The sequence below is a fragment of the Pedococcus sp. 5OH_020 genome (assembly GCF_027812955.1).
Classification (GTDB): domain Bacteria; phylum Actinomycetota; class Actinomycetes; order Actinomycetales; family Dermatophilaceae; genus Pedococcus.
The window spans coordinates 369190-387687 of the sequence record NZ_JAPYZV010000002.1 but is presented as its reverse complement, the minus strand read 5'-3'; the positions used below and the strand labels follow the sequence as shown (position 1 = coordinate 387687).

Genomic DNA, 18498 nt, shown 5'->3' with positions numbered 1-18498 from the left:
GATGGTGGACGAGCAGGCCGCGACAGTGCGGCTCACGGTGGCCCAGGCGGTGGTCCGGTTCCTCGCGAACCAGTGGAGCGAGCGGGACGGTGAGCGGCGGAAGCTCTTCGCCGGCTGCTTCGGCATCTTCGGCCACGGCAACGTGGCGGGGATCGGCCAGGCCCTGCTGGAGAACGAGCTGGGCGCTGACGAGCAGGAGCGGCTCCCCTACATCCTGGCGCGCAACGAACAGGCCATGGTGCACACCTCGGTCGCCTACGCCCGCCAGAAGGACCGCCTGCAGACCTGGGTGTGCACCGCCTCGGTGGGTCCCGGCTCCACCAACATGCTCACCGGCGCGGCGCTCGCGACGGTCAACCGGATCCCGGTGCTGCTGCTGCCATCGGGCACCTTCGCGACGCGGGTGGCCTCCCCGGTCCTGCAGGAGCTCGAGCAGCCGTATGCCGCAGACGTCAGCGTCAACGACGCCTTCCGGCCCCTGTCCCGGTTCTTCGACCGGGTCACCCGTCCCGAGCAGCTGCCCTCGGCGCTCCTGGGCGCCATGCGGGTGCTCACCGACCCGGCGGAGACCGGAGCCGTCACGGTCGCCCTGCCTCAGGACGTCCAGGCGGAGGCGTACGACTGGCCGCTCGAGCTCTTCGCCCCACGCGTGTGGCACGTCGCCCGCCCGCCGGCCGAGGCGTCCCGCGTTGCGGCCGCCGCCCAGCTGGTCAGGGCCTCGGGTCGTCCGTTCCTGGTGGCGGGTGGCGGGGTCCACTACTCCGGTGCGGAGGAGATCCTCGCCGCCCTCAGCGAGAGCACCGGGATCCCGGTGGGGGAGACCCAGGCCGGCAAGGGCTCCCTCACCCACGGTCACCCGCAGCTGGTGGGTGCCGTGGGCTCCACCGGGACGACAGCGGCCAACGCGCTCGCCGCCGAGGCGGACCTCGTCATCGGCGTCGGAACGCGGTGGTCCGACTTCACGACCGGCTCCCGGACCGCCTTCCAGGACAAGGGAGTCCGCTTCGTCAACCTCAACATCGCGGGGTTCGACGCCGGCAAGCAGGCAGGCCTGTCCGTCGTCGCCGACGCCCGGGAGGCCCTGACTGCGCTGAGGCACGAGCTGGAAGGCTGGGCCGTCCCCCAGGAGTACCGGGACCGCCAGGCCTCGCTCCGGGCGCAGTGGGAGGAGCAGGTCGAGTCGGCGTACCACCCGTCCCAGGAGGTGACGCGAGGGCTGGCTGAGGGGCTGCTCACTCAGGGCGAGGTCATCGGCGTGGTCAACGAGCTGTCCGACCCGCGCGACGTCGTGCTGTGCGCCGCCGGCTCCATGCCCGGTGACCTGCACAAGCTCTGGCGGGTGCGGGACCGGAAGGGCTACCACGTGGAGTACGGGTTCTCGTGCATGGGCTACGAGGTGCCGGGGGCTCTGGGCATCCGCCTGGCGGACCGGACCCGCGACGTGTTCGCCATGGTCGGGGACGGCGGGTACCTCATGATGCCCACGGAGCTCGTCACCGCGGTGCAGGAGCGCCTCAAGGTCATCGTCGTCCTCGTGCAGAACCACGGCTTCCACTCGATCGGCTCCCTCTCCGAAGGCCTTGGGTCGCAACGGTTCGGGACCCGGTACCGGTACCGGGACGGCGGGTCGGGGCGTCTCGACGGTGCGCCCCTGCCGGTCGACCTGGCGGCGAACGCCCGGAGCCTCGGCGCTCACGTCATCGAGGTGCACAGCCGCGGGGAGCTGGAGGCAGCGGTCAAGGAGGCCAAGGGCGCACCGGCGGATGGTGGCCCGGTCGTCATCCACGTCGAGACGGACCCGACGGTGTACGCGCCGGACAGCGGCTCCTGGTGGGACGTTCCGGTCGCGCAGACGAGCCACCTCGAGTCCACCGGCGAGGCCTACCAGCGCTACGTCGGGCACAAGGCGACGCAGCGCCACCTCCTCACGCCGGCAGAGGATGCGCAGGCGTGAGCCGGAGGCGGTCCGCGGCGAGGCGGTCCGCGACCGGGCGGTCTCCTAGATGAGATCCGAAGCCCTCGCGGTCGGCGTCCTCGGCGTCGGCCTGATGGGCGACGACCATGTCGAGCGGCTGGTCCGCAGGACGGCCGGTGCGCGGCTGGTCGCCGTGTCCGACGCCGACCCTGCGCGTGCCGCGGCGGTGGCCGCACGGCATCCGCAGGTTCGCGGCATCGCCGACCCGCTCGACCTGGTGGCGGACCCGGAGGTGGAGGCGGTCCTCATCGCCTCGCCGGGTCTCGTCCACGAGGAGCAGCTGCTGGCCTGCATCGCGCACCGGAAGCCGACGCTCTGCGAGAAGCCGCTGACGATGGACGCGGAGTCGGCGGTCCGCGTCATGCAGGCCGAGCGCGCGGGTGGGCGACCGCTCGTGCAGGTCGGGTTCATGCGCAGGTTCGACCCCGAGTACGCAGCGGCCAAACAGCTCCTCGACTCCGGACGGCTGGGCCGGACCCTGCTGCTGCACAACACGCACCGGAACCAGCAGGTGCCCGACACCTTCGGCTCCGAGATGATCGTGCGCGACTCGTTGGTCCACGAGGTCGACGTGGCGCGGTTCCTGTTCGGCGAGGAGATCGCCGAGGTCACTGTGCTCGGCGGCCTCGCGACGCGGGCGGCGGGTGACGGAGTCCGAGACCCGCTGGTGGCCCTCTTCCGGATGGCGGGTGGGGGCCTGGTCACCTCGGAGGTGTTCGTCAACTCCCAGGTGGGCTACGAGGTGCGCTGCGAGGTCGTGGGCGAACGGGGCACGGTCGTCGTCGGCCGCAACAGCGCCGGTTTGTGGACGACGACGTTCGACTCTCTGGGGGCCGCGGGCGAGCACCCCCCGGGCGGGAGGTGGGGAGGTTCGGTACCGCCGGACTTCCGGGTGCGCTTCGCGCGGGCGTATGACCTCGAGGTGCAGGCGTGGGTCGACGCGTGCCGCCGCGGTGAGCTGGTCGGACCGACGAGCTGGGACGGGTACGCCGCGACGGCCGTCTCGTCGGCGGCCCTCGAGTCGCTGCGCTCCGGCCTGCCGGTCTCGGTGCGGCTGGTGCACCGTGAGAGCCCGTCGTGACATCGTCATTGGGTTTGAGTGGTCATCGGGTGGAGGTCGTCATCGGGTCGAGGTGGTCATCGGGTCGAGATCGACGGTGAGTTGGGCCGATAAGGGGTTGAGGCCGCCGGTGCCTCCGACAGGAGCTCAGCTGTGGGTCCAGCTCTCCGACTGGGTCAGCCGGAACAGGTAGGCGAGCGCCGGAAGCACGATCACCCCCGCCAGGCCCACGGCGACCAGCAGCCCCCACAGCGTCGCCGTGGCTCCGGCGCCCTGCGTCACGGTGACCTGGTCGACGAGCAGCCACGGGTACTGCGCCACCCCCCAGCCCAGCAGCACGGCGGCGACCGCTGCGGCCGCCGTGAACCGTGCGACGTGAGGGCGACGGCGCAGGAGCAGGACCAGCGTGGCCACGCCGGCAACCCCCGAGAGGACGATGAGCGGGGCGGCCCGCCCGGAGAGCCCGCGGCTCAGGGTGGGTGAGTCGTGGGTGATCGGAACGAGTGCCGCGAAGACGACGGCCCCGGTGACCACCCCCACGGCCAGCGTTCGCCGGCGGAGCTGCTGGGTGAGCCCGGCGTTCCCGGACCGGGTGGCGTCCGCTACGAGGAACGTGCCGGCCAGGAAGGCGCAGGTGCCCACCGCTATTGCTCCGCCGAAGAGCGAGGTGGGGTTGAGCCACGAGGACCAGAGGTCACCGCGGCCGCGTGCCGGCACCCTTCCGGAGGCGATCCCTCCGGCCACCGTGCCCAGGAAGAAGGGGGTGATCACGGAGGAGCCGGCGAAGATCGCTCCGAAGAGCCGAGCCTGCCCCAGTGTGGCCGAGTACTTCCGGAAGGCGAACGCGGCTCCTCGAAGCACGATGCCGAGCAGGGCGAGGAGCATGGGCAGGATCAGGGTGGACATGGCGGACGCGAACGTCGCCGGGAAGCCGGTCCACCAGGTGACCAGCACGTAGATCAGCCAGACGTGGTTCGCCTCCCAGACGGGTCCGATGCTGTGGTCCACCAGCGTGCGAAGCTCCGCTCCGCGGGCACTCCCCCCGGCCGTGAGGTCGAAGAACCCCGACCCGAAGTCCGCCCCGGCCAACAGCGCGTACGCCAGCACTCCGAGGAAGAGGGCAGCGGCGACCACGACTGGCAGGCTCATCGCCCCGGCTCCGTGGCGGCGTCCCGGAGCTGCGCCTGGGGTCCGTACGGGCTGGGCAGGTCTGTCTGTCCCGCTCGCCAGCGGCGTGCCATGGAGCGCAGGACCACGACGGCTCCCGTCGTCATGCCGGCGTAGACGACCATGGTGGCGGCCAGCAGCCACCAGAGCCCCGAGTTGCTTCCGGCAGCCTGCGTCGTACGAAGCACGCCATACACCACCCAGGGCTGCCGACCTACTTCCGTGGCCACCCATCCCGACTCCAGCGTCAGGACCGCGAGCGGCCCGGCGACCGCGGCGAACCGCAGCACCCACCGGTGCTCGAGCGGGTCGCGCCGGCGCCAGCGCGCGAACCAGAAGACCAGGACGGCCAGCGCCAGCAGGGTGCCGAGACCGATCATGGACTGGAAGGCCCAGTGGGTGATGTTGACCGGCGGTCGGTCCTGGACGGGGATGGTGTCCAGCCCCGGCACGGGCTCCGTGAAGGACCCACGCGCGATGAGCGATCCCAGTACGGGGATGTCGAGCGCCCCGCGGACCTGGTCGTTCACCAGGAGGCCACCGACCCGTAGCGGGGACGGGCTCTCGGTGGTGATGGCGAGCTCGAACGCCGCGAGCTTGGCCGGCTGGCGGTCGACGAGGGTGGAGCCGAGGAGATGGCCGACCAGGGGTTGCACCAGTGCCGCCACGCTGGCGAAGGCGAACGGCACGGAGAAGCCCAGCCGGTGGTGCGCGTCCCGCCGCCCGCGGAGCATCCCGACGGCGTAGACCCCCGAGACGACGAAGCCGACGACCATATAGGCGCCGACCCACATGTGCGTGAACTGGAGCCAGACGAGGCTGTTGAACATGGCCGCCCAGGGGTTCACGTCGGTCACGCGGCCATCGACGATCCGGAACCCCGCGGGTGCGTTCATCCAGGCGTTGACGGAGATGACGCAGAAGGTGCCCACCACCCCGGCCGCCGCCATCGGCAGCACCATCAGCAGATGCCGGCGCGGAGGCATCCGGCCCCAGCCGTAGAGGTAGATGCCCAGGAAGATCGCCTCGACGAAGAAGGAGAGGCCCTCGAAGGCGAACGGCAGCCCGAGCACGTCGCCGAACCGCCCCATCAGACCCGGCCAGAGCAGCCCCATCTCGAAGCTCAGGACGGTGCCGGAGACGGCACCGATCGCGAAGAGCACCGCCGACACCTTCGACCAGCGTTGGGCCAGGGCCAGGGCCACCGGGTCGTCACGGACGACGCCGCGGCGATGCACGACGAAGATCATGGTGGGGAAGGCCACCCCGAAGCAGGCCAGGACGATGTGCCAGCCGAGTGACAGCGCCATCTGCTCGCGCGCCGGCATCAGTCCCGCCGGGTCGTCACCGGTGAGCAGCTGGCGTGCGAGGTCGTGGACGCCCACGACAGCGACGATAGGGTCTGGCCGGCACGGACCTCCACTCGGGCTGCCCCTACGGTCCGGTCCCCCTGGGTACGCGCGGCGGGGCAGAATCAGCCCCATGACGATGCGCGTAGCGGTTGCGGCCACCGGACCGGCGTCGGCGGATGCGGGTCTTGCCGCCGTGGCGGCAGGGGGCAACGCGGTGGACGCGGCCATCGCCGCCATGGTCGCGGCGATGACCACGGAGCCGGGCATCGTGTCAGCGCTGGGTGGGGCCTTCGTGACCATCTGGCCCGCCGACGGCGAACCGGAGGTCGTCGACGGCAACGTCGAGATGCCGGGTCGCGGTCTGGACCGGGAGCGCTTCGGCGCGGGACTGCGCGAGGTGCACACCTCGTACGGCGGCGGCCTGACGTTGTTCGCCGGCCACGGCTCCGTGGCGACGCCGGGAGCCTTCGCAGCGTTGGGCGTGGCGCACGACCGTCACGGCGCAGCCCCGTGGCGGGAGGTGCTCGCGCCGAGCATCACCGCGGCGCGAGAGGGGTACCGGGTGGGTGGTGCCGCCGCCACCTACCTCGCCATCACCGGCGAGTCGGTGTTCAGCTGGGACGAGAACACGGCGCCGCTGGTCCGTCGCCCCGACGGCCGGCTGGTGCTCGCCGGTGACCTCGCCGTGAACCCTGACCTGGCCGACACCCTCGAGCAGATCGGCGACGAGGGCGCGCGGTCGCTGTACGTCGGTGACCTTGGCGCGCGGATCGCCGCCGACAGCGACGCGCGCGGTGGGCTGGTGACGGCAGCCGACCTCGCGGCGTACCGGGCCGTCGTGCGCACTCCCCTGCGGCTGCGGCTGGGGAGCTGGGACGTGGCGACGAACCCGCCTCCGTCGGTGGGTGGGCCGATGCTCGCGGTCATGCTGGGCGAGCTGGCCGGCGCGGATGGGACTTCCGGCTCGTCCTGGGACTGGGCCCGGGTGGTCGAGATCCAGCACCGCGTCCTGTCCTACCGGCATGCGGTGCACGACCTGTCGACGGACCTGGAGGAGGACGGCTACGCCTTTCTGGAGACGATCGAGCGGCACGGGCTCGCCGGACTGCCCACGTCGTCGTCGACCGCCCACGTCTCTGCTGTCGACAGCGAGGGCACCATGTGTGCCATCACCGCCTCGAGTGGGTACGGCTCGGGTGCGACCGTCCCGGGGACGGGCATGATGCTCAACAACTGCCTCGGGGAGCCGGAGCTCAACCGGCTCGGGCTGCATGCGCTGGCGCCCGGCACGCGGCTCGCGTCCAACATGGCGCCCACAGTCGCCCGGTCCGATGCCGGGGACCGGCTGGCCATCGGCAGCCCCGGGGCGGACCGCATCACCACCGCTCTGATGCAGGTCCTGGGCCGGCACTGCCTGAGCGGGGCGAGCCTTCAGGAGGCCGTCGACGCGCCGCGGCTCCACGTGCGCATCCTCGAGGACGGCGTCGCTCGGGTGGAGTACGAGGACGACGAGGGGATCAGCGCCGCAGTGCAGGCTTCCGGCATGGCTTCGGTCTCCCACGGCCCCCGGTCGATGTTCTTCGGGGGCGTAGGCGCGGCCGAGCGCACTGCCGACTCGAGCCTGACCGTGGCGGGCGACCCGCGCCGGGAAGCTGCCACGCGCGTGTCCTGAGGTGTGACGGCTCCAGGCGTGTGACTGTTCCTGGCGCGGCCGCTCTCAGCGAGCGGCGCCGGTGACGGCCCAGGCGTCTCCCCAGATCCGCCAGGCGAAGAAGGCGCCGCGGATGGCCATGAAGAGGGTGAAGGCCACCCACAGGGCGGTGAGAGCCGTCGGCGCCCCGGCCACCAGGAGCCGCGTTCCGGCTTCATGCACCGCGATGGCGAGCGGAGCGTAGAGCACCAGGGTGGCCAGCATCGCCTTCGCCAGCCAGCGCCCGTCGCCGGCTCCGATCAGTACGCCGTCGACCACGAAGACGAAGCCGGAGAGTGGCTGACCGAGGGCGACGACCACCAGGGCGGCGCCGAGGGCCGCGCGAACGGGCTCGTCCCGCGTGAAGGCGAGCGGGATGACGTCGTGCAGTGCCAGGACTGCCACACCGAGGAGCACGCCACCCCAGCTCCCCCAGCGGACCATCGTGGTCGTCGCCCGGCGGGCTCGGGAGACGTCCCCGGCTCCCAGCGCCTTGCCGGTCAGCGCCTGCGCCGCGATGGCGAGCGCGTCCAGGGCGAAGGCGAGGAAGGACCACACCGTCGCGGCGACCTGGTGCGCCGCCAGCGGGACATCGCCCAACCCGGCCGCGACCCAGGTGGTCAGCAGCAGGACTCCCCTGAGGGCCAGCGTGCGCACGAGCAGCGGTATGCCGCTCAGCCCCGCGCGCAGGACCCGTGCGGGGTGAGACCGCAGCGCGGCGCCGGCCCTGCGGGCGTGCCGCGTCATCACGACCACCAGGGCGGCCGCCATGGCGGTCTGCGCGATGACGGTCCCCCAGGCCGAGCCAGCGATACCCCAGCCGAGCCCGTACACGAAGAGCAGGTTGAGAGCGATGTTGCCGGTGAACCCGGCCGCTGACGCGGCGAGAGGGGTGCGGGTGTCCTGCAGTCCCCGGAGCACACCGGTCGCGGCGAGCGCCACGAGCATGGCGGGGATGCCCAGGGACGAGATCCGCAGGTACGTGGCGGCATACCCGACAGCAGCGTCGGAGGCGCCGAACAGCCTGCACAGGGCTGGTGCGCCCCACGCCACCGCGGCGCTCGTCAGGGCCCCGAGGCCCACGGCCAGCCACGTACCGTCGATGCCAGCCTCGAGGGCGCCGCGGGTGCTGCCGGCGCCGATCTGGCGGGCCACGATCGAGGTGGTGCCGTAGGCCAGGAAGACGAAGATGTTGGCCGCGGTGATCAGCGTCGCGCTGGCCACCCCGAGGCCGGCCAGCTGCGGGGTGCCGAGGTGCCCGATGATCGCGGAGTCGGCGAGGAGGAACAGTGGTTCGGCGACCAGCGCGAGGAAGGCGGGCACGGCGAGCCGGAGGATCTCCCGGCTGTGCCCCGATCCGACGACAGCCGCACGTGACTGGTCGCCGCTGCCCACGTCGGCTCACGCTACCCGAGCGTGCTGCGACGGCTCGGATCCCCCACCGTCCTCAGCTGCCCGGTGCGTGAGGTTCCCCGAGTCTCGGGTCCCTCGGCGCCTCAGGTCCCCAGGGCGCCAGTCTCTCAGGGCCCCGGTCGCCCAGTGCCCCGGTCGACTTGGACCCCAGTCCCTCAGGTCCCCAGCCCCCAGCGGTCGCGGACCGTCTCGACCCAGGCGGCGAAGTCCGCGGCCATGTCGACGGCTGCCGGATCCATCAGCCACTGCACCTGCAGACCGTCCATGAGGGCGACCGCCTGGCGGGCGAGCTGGCCCGCGGGGGCGTCCGGCCGCGCATCGCCATCGGCGACGGCGTCGAGGATCGCGCGCGTGAGCGCCTCGCGCGCCGACCGGTGGTGCTGTCGCAGCCAGCCGTGCCCGGGGTGCTCGGGATCCAGCGCCTCGCCGGTGAGGGTGCTGAACAACCGAACGAGGGGTTCGCGGTGGCTGTTGAGTCTGACCAGGGAGACCATGTCGTCCCAGACCTGCCACCCGCGAGCGGGCGCCCCGCGTCCCTCGGCGAGTGCCTGGAGGTCGCGAAGGTCGCGTCTGCCGAGCACGGCGGCGAGCAGCTCCTCCTTGGACGGGAAGTGGTGCAGCAACCCGGTCTGGCTCAGGCCCGCGATCTCCGCGACTCCGGTCATCGAGGTGGCGTGGAAGCCCCGTTCCGCGAAGAGGTCCGCCGCTGCGGCCAGGATGCGCTCGCGGGTCTGCGCGGTGCTGGCCCCCTTGGGCCGGCCACGACCGCGACGGGACGGGCTCCTGGTCGTGGCCCGGCCGGAGTCAGAGGTCAACCCTCGCCCTGATGTCGCCGAGCCCCCTGGCGAGGACGAGCTGGCCTCCGGTGAGGCTCTCGCCCCAGCGGCCGCTCTGCTCGTCCCAGCTGCGCCACAGCCGCGAGTCGGTGGCCACCTCCACCGTCGCACTCTGACCCGGCTCCACCTCGACCGCGGTCCACCCGACGAGGCGTACCGGCTGGTTGTCCTCGGCGGGGTGGAAGTAGGCCTGGACCACCTCACGCGACGCTCCGGCAGAGGTGTTGGTGACACGGACCTCGATGGTCGGGGCGCTGCCCGGCTGCACGAGGCGCGCGTCCGCGTACTCCCAGGAGCCGTACCCGTCGCCTGCGCCGAGCCAGTGGGCCGGGGCGTCGCTCAGGCCGGCGTGGAAGCCCCGATAGCCGACGTACGTGTCGTCGGTGTACTCCAGGGCCAGCCCGTCGGGCACGACGTCCCAGGCCGGCGCGGCACCGTCGGCCGCCGGCCATGAGGTCACCAGACGGCCCGCCGGCTCTCGCACGCCCAGGAGCGCGTCGGCAACGGCGTGGCCGCCCTCCTGACCGGGAAGTCCCACCACGAGTATGGCCTCCACGTCCTGCGCCCACGGCATGAGCACCGGGGTGGCGGAGTTGACGACCACCACTGTCCGGTTCGCGGCCTCCGCCACAGCGCCGACCAGGGCGTCCTGTTCGCCGGGTAGGGCCAGGGTCGACTTGTCCGTTGCCTCTGTCTCCTGCTCCTCGGTGAGCCCGACGACCACCACTGCCACGTCGGCGTCCTTCGCCGCTCTGACCGCGTTTGCGATGACGTCCGCGGCCACCGCGGGGACCGGTGCGACCGTGAGACCCTTCACCCCCATCCCGGAGGCGATGACGTGAGAGAGCGTGCTCAGCTTGCCGTCCGGGCCGGGCTGCGGCTCTCGGCGGACGATCGACACGGTGGCCTCCACGAGCGATCCCGCCTCGGCGTCGACGTCCACCGTCCAGGCAGGTGGCTTGAGCATCGACTCCCCAGGGTCCTGGCCTTCGGCGGCGAGGTCCGGGGCACCGACCTTCTTCCCGTCCACCACGATGCTCCACCTGCCGGTGCCCAGCACACCCAGCCGGACGGGCCCACCCTCGACGAGCCGGGCGGCGAGCACCACCTGCTCGGTGGGCCGGGGAAGCGTGTCGTCCCACCCGGTGGCGACCGAAGCGACGCTGCTGTGCTCCGCAGCCATCACGGTGCCATCCGCGTCGAGGTACGAAGCCCGCAGCCCAGGCTCGCCCGTCTCGGGGTCCCGGATGGTATCGGGGTCCGCCACGACCGGACGCAGGCGAACCTCGACGCCGTCCAGCACGACGACCGACTCGCCCATGGCGCCGCCGAGCCCCTCGGCGATGGACACCTGGTACGGCGGGTTGACGGTGGCCGAGCCACCTCCCATGCAGATCGTCTCGACGGCGTGCCGGCCGATCAGCGCCACGCGGGTCTCTGCGGCCAGCGGGAGGACAGCGCCCTCGTTGCGCAGGACGACCATGCCGTCGGTGGCGAGCCGTCGGAGCTGTTCGCGCCGCGACGGGGCGTCCGGCGCCGTGGACTCGGAGGGCCACGCACGGTGCTCGCCGAGAGCCCCCACGCGTTCGGCCAACCGCAGGAGCCGGACGACATGCTCGTCCACCACCGCCTCCGCCACCGCGCCTGACTCGACGTCAGCGACCAGCGCCGCTCCCCACGGCCCCTCCGGGCCCGGCATGACGAGGTCGAGGCCGCCCAAGGCAGCCGGGGCGGAGGTCTTCGTCGCGAACCAGTCGGACATGAGGAGGCCGTCCCATCCCCAGTCGCCCTTGACCACCTCGTTGTTCACGTGGTGCTGTTCGGTCGCGGGGACGCCGTTGACGTCGTTGTACGCGGCCATGATCGACCACGGCTGGGCGTCCTCGACTGCGATCTCGAAGGGGAGCAGGTACACCTCGCGCAAGGCGCGCTCGCTCACCACGGAGCTCATGTAGTTGCGCAGCGTCTCGGACTCGTTGGCCACCAGGTGCTTCAGGCAGGCCCCGATCCGACGCGACTGCATACCACGGACGTAGGCCGCGGCCAGCCGGCCCGTGAGCAGCGGGTCCTCGGAGTAGGCCTCGAACAGCCGCCCACCCAGCGGGGTGCGATGCAGGTTGATCGTGGGCCCGAGGACCACGTGGATCTGCTGCCGCTCAGCCTCCTCGGCGAGCATCTCGCCGACCTCCCGTGCAGTGTCCTCGCTCCAGGCGCCGGCGAGGAGGGTGGCGTTGGGGAAGAGGGCCACATGGTCCCCACCCGTGAACTTCAGGCCGCGTACGCCGGTCGGTCCGTCGGAGAACGCCATCGGTGCAAGAGCGATGCTGTCCTTGCCATGCAGCGTGAACGACGTGGCGCCGGTGAGCAGCCGCACCTTCGTTTCGAGATCGAGCCGGGAGACCAGGTCCGTCAGCCGGCTGTCGCCGTGGGTGTCGGTGGAGGCAGTCATCGGTTTTCCTTCGCTTGGCGGCGGCGTGCACCGTGGAGGGGAGATGCCGCGAAATAGCGTAGCGTGACTATTTCTGCGCCGCGATGCGGTGGGGTCTCGTCGAGCCTCGCCGTGTCGAGGCTGGGCACGGCTTGCGACTCCCGTTGGCATGATGGCGCGGTGACCACCATCGTCTTCCTGCACGCCCATCCCGACGACGAGGCGTCCCAGACGGCCGGCACGATGGCTCGTGCGGCGGCGGAGGGACACCGGGTGGTCACGGTCTTCGCCACCGACGGCGCCCATGGTGAGCTTCCGGCGAGCGGTCTCGCAGAGGGCGAGACGTTGGTGGACCGGCGGCGTGTCGAGGCGCAGGCGTCTGCCGATGCCCTCGGCGTGCAGCGCGTGGCGTGGCTGGGGTACCGGGACTCCGGAATGACCGGGTGGCCGCAGAACTCTCTCCCAGGCGCCTTCCACACCGCTGACCTCCACGAGGCCGCGGCTCGGCTGGTGGCGGTCCTCGACGAGGAGGAGGCCAGCGTGCTGGTGGGCTATGACTGGCATGGTGGTTACGGCCACCCCGACCACGTCAAGGTGCACGCTGTCGCGCATCGGGCGGCCGCGCTGGCTCGGGCAACGCCAAGGTTGCTGGAGTCGACGATGAACCGGGACAGGATCCGGGCCTTCTACCAGCGCGCGGTAGCCGCGGGCATGGCGGACCGGGCGTTCGACCCAGACCGCCCCATGGATGACGGGAACCCCCTTGGAACCCCGGAGCGCGAGATCCACTGGCAGGTCGACGTGAGTGGCTTCCTGCGCGAGCGACGTGCCTCCTTGGAGGCGCATCGCAGCCAGGCGACTGACATCGAGGGGATGCTTGCCATGCCGCCTGACGTCTTCGCCGCGATGTTCTCGACGGACCACTACCTGGAGCCGGGCCGGAAGCCGGGGATGCGGGTGGGCTGGCCCTTCTGTGGATGACGCCGGCCGGTCAGGCGCGGGTACGCCGTCGGACGGCCCGGGTCGGCCGGGTTCGGGCAAGCCGGGCTGGAGGTCGGCCGGGCGGGGGTGGGCCGCGCTTACGGAGTGGGTCCTGGCTCGCCCGTGGTGCGCGGCGTGCGGACCGCCAGCGCAATGAGAACCACGGCTGCCGCCAACGCGGCTCCCACGCCGAAACCCCACTGCAGGCCGGTGTTCAACGCGCGGGTAGGAGAGGCGCCCGCGGCGGACGCGCTCGCTGCCCGGGCAGCCATCACGCTGACGACCACGGCAGTTCCAGCTGCCGCGGCGACCTGCTGGAGCGACCCGAGAATCGCGCTGCCATGCGCGTAGAGGTGAGGGGGCAGGACGGACAGGCCTGAGGTGAAGACGGGGGTGAAGATGAGAGCGAGCGCGCCCATCAGCACGACATGGTCAGCCAGGACGAACCAGGACGAGGTATCCACGTCGACCCGGGTGAGGAGCGCCAGGGCAACGGCCAGGAGGACGGCGCCGGGGATGACGAGGCGGGGCGCCCCGAGCCGGTCGAACGCTCGTCCGACCTGCGGGCCCAGCAGTCCCATCGCGAGCCCTCCCGGCATGAGCAGCAGGCCGGTCGACAGGGTGCTGAGGCGTAGGACGTCCTGGAGGTAGAGGGGGAGCAGGATCATCGCGCCCATCATGGCCATGAAGGCGAGGCACATGACGGCGAGCGCGATCGTGAAGGGACGGAATGTGAAGGTGCGGAGATCGAGCAACGGCACGCCACGGCGTTGCAGCCTGAGCTGTCGCCAGGTGAAGGCGCCCAGCGCGATGGCACCGACCGCGGTGACCACGGCAGGCGGGACGACGTGCGTGACGCGGGATCCCTCTCCGAGTCCGCTGAGCCCGTAGACGAGAGCACCGAAGCCGACTGCCGACAGAGTCACGCTGGAGGCGTCGATGCGGGTCGCCGACGTCTCGCCGATGTTCGTCAGCCGGCGCACCCCGATCGTCGCCACCAGGGCTGCGACGGGCAGTACCACTGCGAAGATGAGCCGCCACGAGCCCAGCTGCAGCAGCAGTCCGGACACCGCCGGTCCCATCGCCGGCGCCACGGACATCGCCAGCATCACGTTCCCCATGACACGGCCCCGGTCGTGGACGGGCACGAGAGTCATGAGGGTGGTCATGAGCAGCGGCATCATGACGGCGGTGCCACTGGCCTGCACCACCCGAGCGGCCAGCAGGACCGCGAAGGTGGGAGCCGCGGCCGCGAGGGCCGTTCCGGTCAGGAAGAGGCCCATGGCCGTCGCGTAGGCCGCTCGTGTGGTGACCCGCTGCAGGAACCAGCCGGTGGCGGGAATGACGACCGCGAGGGTCAGCATGAAGGCTGTGGACAGCCACTGAGCCCTGGTCGCAGCGACGGAGAACTCGCGCATGAGCCTCGGGATCGCGTTGACCATGATGGTCTCGTTGAGGATGACGACGAAGGTCGACAGGACAAGGATCCGCAGCACGCGAGCCGCGTCGGACGAGGGCGGCCGCCGTTCAGCCAGGTCGGCCTGCCGGGGACTGGACGGCCGGGCGTCGGCTGTCTCCGGCGCGCTCGCAGCGGTCTGCCACTCGTCGGTGCTGGTGGCGGTTGCCCGGTTCATGGTCAGTCCTTCGGTTGGCGGTCATCAGGTAGACCGAGGCAGCGGATCGAACTCATCGCCGACGCCAGACGGCCATCCTGGCCGTGACCACCGACAGAGCTTCCCTCAGCTGTCGCTCGACCGCTTTCCTCAGCTACCGCTCGACCTGACAGCGTCTGCGGGTGCTGCTCCTGACAGGGCGGCATCGCGCCGTAGACAGACCACCTGTCGCACGCCGGAGAGCAGCACGGACGCCAGCCCTGTGGCACGCAGCAGCGCCGGGGCGCCGCGGGGCGCTACGGGCTCCTGTGCCGGTAGGCCGCGAGCGAGCCGTAGCCGCTCGAGCATCGCAGCGCCTCGCCCTGCCGAGCTGGTCGGAACCCCGAGCCGGGGCCAGAGGTCCTTGGCGAGGACGACACCCTCCGGCCCGACCAGGCCGTTGGGAGTGCCTCACGACCGCCGACCAGCTCGTCGAGCCACGTCAGCTCCCGGGCATCCTCGTCGGAAGCCGCGGGGGACGACCGTGGCCCGCGCCTGCCGTCCCGGGACTCCCACGTCCCGTCGAGGCTCTCCTCGACCCAGTGGTCGGCCGGAAGCCCGTCGACGAGGACCAGATGGGTGATCCTGCGGCCCCCTGGGGGGGCCGTCCTTCCACCGGGCGGCCGGAACCGGAGCATCGGGTGGTTCGCCGTCCGGCCGCGCTGCGTCGAGGTCTGCCGTCACGTGCCTCAGCCTGCTGCACCACACGCTCCGGCCAGTGTGGTTGTCCACAGCCACTGGTCGATGGCGACGGGCTGCGCGGCTCGGGCGTGGAGACGCGCCGGCTTCGGGCCCCGCTCAAGGCGGCTGGAGAGCGGAAGGAGCAGCGGCTGCTCAGGCAGCGCCGTACCGGGCCTGAGCGCGGGCCCGCGCCTTGACCGCCTCCGTCTCACGGTCCCTGGGTGGGGCGCTGGTGCTGAGGTGGTCGAGGAGGTGCTGGGTGGCGTGCGCGACCTCGGCCACCGCGGCGTCGAACGCCGCCTGGTTGGCCTGGCTCGGCCTGGTACTCCCACTCACCTTGCGCACGTACTGCAACGCCGCGGCGCGAACCTCGTCGGTCGTGGCGGGAGGCTCGAAGTTGTGGAGCTGACGGATGTTCCGGCACATGCGCTCAGCGTACGACCGGCGGCCCTGGCTGTGGGCAGTCACGGGGAAGGCTGCCAGTGACCAGACACGCCCGAGACTTTCTCTCGTCCACAGGCGGTGTACGGCGTACAGGCACGCCAGAGGCTGTGGATCCGGGCCTTGCGCGAGAAATCCACAGAGTTTCCCACCGGGTGTGCACAAGCTTCTCGGGCGTTGCGCACACCTTGTCCCCACGGTGTCCACAGGAGCGGTTTGAGGCACCCCACGAGGAGCCATAACGTGTGCCGGTCACGGGTCACGGATGAGTCCGCACCTCACTGTCAGACCCCGGTGGTGTAGTCGAACCACACGGGTGTGATTCTCGTCCGTGTCCACCGGCCCACCATCGACAGGAACTCGCGCGTGTCCCTTGCAGAGCTGAGCACCAGCGCCTTCAGCTCTGGGGGCGGACACGGTCCGTCCGGCTCGGACGACCGCGTCCCGCCGCAGGACGTCCACGCCGAGCAGTCCGTCCTTGGCGGCATGCTGCTCTCCAAGGACGCGATCGCCGACTGCGTCGAGGGGCTGCGCGGCACCGACTTCTACCGGCCGGCTCATGAGCTCATCTACGACGCGATCCTCGACCTCTACGGCCGGGGCGAGCCTGCGGATGCGATCACGGTCTCGGACGAGCTGTCGAAGCGCGGAGACCTTCAGCGCATCGGTGGTCAGGCCTACCTGCACACGCTCATCCAGGCGGTTCCCACAGCAGCGAACGCCGGCTACTACGCAGAGATCGTCAGCGAGCGCGCCGTGCTCCGGCGGCTCGTCGAGGCCGGTACGCGGATCGTCCAGCTCGGGTACCAGCAGGGCAACGGCGATGTCGAGGACATCGTGAACGCTGCGCAGGCCGAGGTGTACGCGGTGGCCGACAAGCGCGGGGGCGAGGACTACATCGCGCTCGGCGACGTGCTCGAGGAGACACTGAACGAGATCGAGGTCGCCTCGGGCCGCGACTCTGGCGAGATGATAGGAGTGCCCACGGGGTTCATCGAGCTCGATGAGCTGACCCACGGTCTTCATCCCGGCCAGATGATCGTGCTGGCCGCTCGGCCCGCGGTCGGAAAGTCGACCATGGGGCTGGACGTGGCGCGGGCGGCAGCCATCAAGCACAAGATGGCCACGGCCATCTTCAGCCTTGAGATGAGTCGCTCGGAGATCACCATGCGCGTGCTGTCCGCAGAAGCACAGATCCAGCTGCAGGACCTGCGCAAGGGGACCATCGGCGACCAGGGCTGGAAGAAGCTGGCTCGGATCATGGGCCAGATCTCGGACTCTCCCCTCTTCATCGATGACTCCCCGAACATGTCGCTGATGGAGATCCGCGCCAAGTGCCGCCGGCTCAAGCAGCAGCACAACCTCAAGCTCGTCGTCATCGACTACCTCCAGCTGATGTCCTCGGGTAAGAAGGTGGAGTCTCGCCAGCAGGAGGTCTCCGAGTTCTCGCGGGCGCTGAAGCTCCTGGCCAAGGAGCTCGAGGTGCCGGTGATCGCCATCTCCCAGCTCAACCGAGGCCCCGAGCAGCGCACCGACAAGCGACCTCAGATGTCGGACCTTCGCGAGTCAGGCTCCATCGAGCAGGACGCCGACATGGTGATCCTGCTGCACCGCGACCGTTCGGACCCCAGCCGTGAGGGAGAGGCGGACGTCATCGTGGCGAAGCACCGCAACGGGCCTACCAAGGACCTCGTCCTCGCCTTCCAAGGTCACTACAGCAGGTTCGCCAACATGGCCCAGAACTTCTGACCGCGTACTCCTGACCGTCAGCGCAAGCCAAGGCCCCCCCTCGAGTCGCTTTGGGCCGCGGCCCCGGTCGCGCAGCAGGTGCCGTCGCCTATTACGGCGGACAGTTCCAGGCTGGTCTCACCTTCTAGGTCCGGGCGGGCATCGGCGGTGACGGTGTAGACCTCCCACGGCTCAGCTCCGGGGCCGTTGACCCAGACCTTGTTCTGGACGGCGTAGCAACACGTGGTGTTGTCCTCGATCCGGGTGGCGAGTCCGGCGTCGGCGAGCCGGTTCGTGGCCGACGCGACCAGGTCGGTGGACTCGACCTCGACTCCCAGATGGTCCATTCGGGTGTCCTCGCCGTGCCGGCCTTCCAGCAGGACCAGCTTCAGCGGCGGTTCCGCGATGGCGAAGTTCGCGTAGCCGGGACGTCGCTTGGCCGGGGTGGTGTCGAACAGGCGGGAGTAGAACTCGATCGAGGCGTCGAGGTCGGACACGCGCAGAGCCAGTTGCACACGGGACATGGGACTTCCTCCATGAGTTAGACATCGGTCTATATGCTGCCCACCTTGCCATCAGGCTTAGATCACTGTCAATATCTATGCGTGTCCGAATCTCTGATGGAGCTGCCGTTGATCCAGCCCGAGGGCGCGTTGGCGTGCTGCACGCCCTTGGCCCGGGAGCCGATGCCAGCCGAGCAGGCCGAGCAGGTCTCCAGCCTCCTCAAGGCGATCGCCGACCCGGTCAGGCTCCGGCTCATGTCGATGGTCCTGTCCCACGAGGGAGGGGAGGCCTGTGTGTGCGACCTCACCCCAGCGTTCGACCTGTCCCAGCCGACGATCAGCCACCACCTCAAGGTGCTGCACGAGTCCGGCCTGCTCGACCGCGAGAAGCGCGGCGTCTGGGTGTATTACAGGGCCAAGCCGGACGCGATGGCCGCCATGACCACCCTGTTCGCGACTGTCAGCGGCACACCAGCGGACTCCTGACAACCGCCCGTGCGCGAGTCCCGCTCGCAGCCGACGGGGCCCCTTCCGGGCCCTCTGCGCAGGAACGCCTGGGCGGGGGCGACCAGCCGAGGCCGGTAGGCGCCC

General features: G+C 71.0%; 15 protein-coding genes. 6 read left to right on the top strand and 9 right to left on the bottom strand.

Annotated features, from left to right (window positions below):
* Position 1: 1 nt before the first annotated feature.
* Together iolD and PHA84_RS05305 are read left to right on the top strand one after the other, a co-directional pair.
* Positions 2–1954, top strand: a complete 1953-nt coding sequence (gene iolD / locus PHA84_RS05310) for a 3D-(3,5/4)-trihydroxycyclohexane-1,2-dione acylhydrolase (decyclizing) (protein ID WP_270887052.1) — start codon at positions 2–4, stop codon at positions 1952–1954.
* 49 nt (positions 1955–2003) lie between these two features.
* A complete protein-coding gene (locus PHA84_RS05305; RefSeq protein WP_270887051.1) occupies positions 2004–3056 on the top strand; it encodes a Gfo/Idh/MocA family protein in 1053 nt (350 codons plus the stop codon).
* 126 nt (positions 3057–3182) lie between these two features.
* Here the strand turns inward: PHA84_RS05305 and PHA84_RS05300 are convergent, their stop codons facing one another.
* Positions 3183–4184, bottom strand: coding sequence for a cytochrome d ubiquinol oxidase subunit II (locus PHA84_RS05300; RefSeq protein WP_270887050.1), 1002 nt, complete (start codon positions 4182–4184; stop codon positions 3183–3185).
* On the bottom strand, positions 4181–5587 hold the full coding sequence (locus PHA84_RS05295; RefSeq protein ID WP_270887049.1) for a cytochrome ubiquinol oxidase subunit I: 1407 nt from the start codon (positions 5585–5587) through the stop codon (positions 4181–4183). The genes PHA84_RS05300 and PHA84_RS05295 overlap by 4 nt, the downstream gene beginning before the upstream one ends.
* A 97-nt stretch (positions 5588–5684) precedes the next feature.
* On the opposite strand from PHA84_RS05295, the gene PHA84_RS05290 reads away from it, so the two are divergent.
* Positions 5685–7226: a gamma-glutamyltransferase gene (locus PHA84_RS05290; protein WP_270887048.1), complete on the top strand. Its 1542-nt coding sequence runs from the start codon at positions 5685–5687 to the stop codon at positions 7224–7226.
* Between the two features lie 45 nt (positions 7227–7271).
* Here the strand turns inward: PHA84_RS05290 and PHA84_RS05285 are convergent, their stop codons facing one another.
* The 3 genes from PHA84_RS05285 to PHA84_RS05275 form a co-directional block, all read right to left on the bottom strand.
* Positions 7272–8639 carry an MATE family efflux transporter gene (locus PHA84_RS05285; protein ID WP_270887047.1) on the bottom strand — a complete coding sequence of 456 codons (1368 nt, stop codon included), beginning with the start codon at positions 8637–8639 and terminating at the stop codon, positions 7272–7274.
* Positions 8640–8812: 173 nt separating this feature from the next.
* Complete coding sequence (locus PHA84_RS05280) at positions 8813–9472, bottom strand: TetR/AcrR family transcriptional regulator (RefSeq protein ID WP_270887046.1); 660 nt, start codon at positions 9470–9472, stop codon at positions 8813–8815.
* Positions 9462–11942, bottom strand: a complete 2481-nt coding sequence (locus tag PHA84_RS05275) for a beta-glucosidase family protein (protein ID WP_270887045.1) — start codon at positions 11940–11942, stop codon at positions 9462–9464. Before PHA84_RS05275 ends, PHA84_RS05280 begins: the two co-directional genes overlap by 11 nt.
* 159 nt (positions 11943–12101) lie before the next feature.
* On the opposite strand from PHA84_RS05275, the gene PHA84_RS05270 reads away from it, so the two are divergent.
* The gene (locus tag PHA84_RS05270) at positions 12102–12902 is read left to right on the top strand and encodes a PIG-L family deacetylase (protein ID WP_270887044.1); all 801 of its coding nucleotides are present in this window, start codon (positions 12102–12104) and stop codon (positions 12900–12902) included.
* A gap of 98 nt (positions 12903–13000) precedes the next feature.
* Here the strand turns inward: PHA84_RS05270 and PHA84_RS05265 are convergent, their stop codons facing one another.
* The 3 genes from PHA84_RS05265 to PHA84_RS05255 form a co-directional block, all read right to left on the bottom strand.
* Positions 13001–14536, bottom strand: a complete 1536-nt coding sequence (locus PHA84_RS05265) for a DHA2 family efflux MFS transporter permease subunit (protein WP_270887043.1) — start codon at positions 14534–14536, stop codon at positions 13001–13003.
* A 129-nt stretch (positions 14537–14665) separates the two neighbouring features.
* The gene (locus tag PHA84_RS05260; RefSeq protein ID WP_270887042.1) at positions 14666–14863 is read right to left on the bottom strand and encodes a hypothetical protein; all 198 of its coding nucleotides are present in this window, start codon (positions 14861–14863) and stop codon (positions 14666–14668) included.
* A 525-nt stretch (positions 14864–15388) separates the two neighbouring features.
* Complete coding sequence (locus tag PHA84_RS05255) at positions 15389–15661, bottom strand: DUF2277 domain-containing protein (RefSeq protein WP_270887041.1); 273 nt, start codon at positions 15659–15661, stop codon at positions 15389–15391.
* Positions 15662–16057: 396 nt separating this feature from the next.
* Between PHA84_RS05255 and dnaB the strand changes: the two genes are divergently transcribed.
* Positions 16058–17425, top strand: a complete 1368-nt coding sequence (gene dnaB / locus PHA84_RS05250; RefSeq protein WP_442952830.1) for a replicative DNA helicase — start codon at positions 16058–16060, stop codon at positions 17423–17425.
* A gap of 17 nt (positions 17426–17442) precedes the next feature.
* Here dnaB and PHA84_RS05245 read toward each other — a convergent pair whose 3' ends face one another.
* Positions 17443–17928: an ArsI/CadI family heavy metal resistance metalloenzyme gene (locus PHA84_RS05245; protein ID WP_270887039.1), complete on the bottom strand. Its 486-nt coding sequence runs from the start codon at positions 17926–17928 to the stop codon at positions 17443–17445.
* A gap of 96 nt (positions 17929–18024) precedes the next feature.
* Between PHA84_RS05245 and PHA84_RS05240 the strand changes: the two genes are divergently transcribed.
* Positions 18025–18393: an ArsR/SmtB family transcription factor gene (locus tag PHA84_RS05240; RefSeq protein WP_270887121.1), complete on the top strand. Its 369-nt coding sequence runs from the start codon at positions 18025–18027 to the stop codon at positions 18391–18393.
* Positions 18394–18498: the final 105 nt, after the last annotated feature.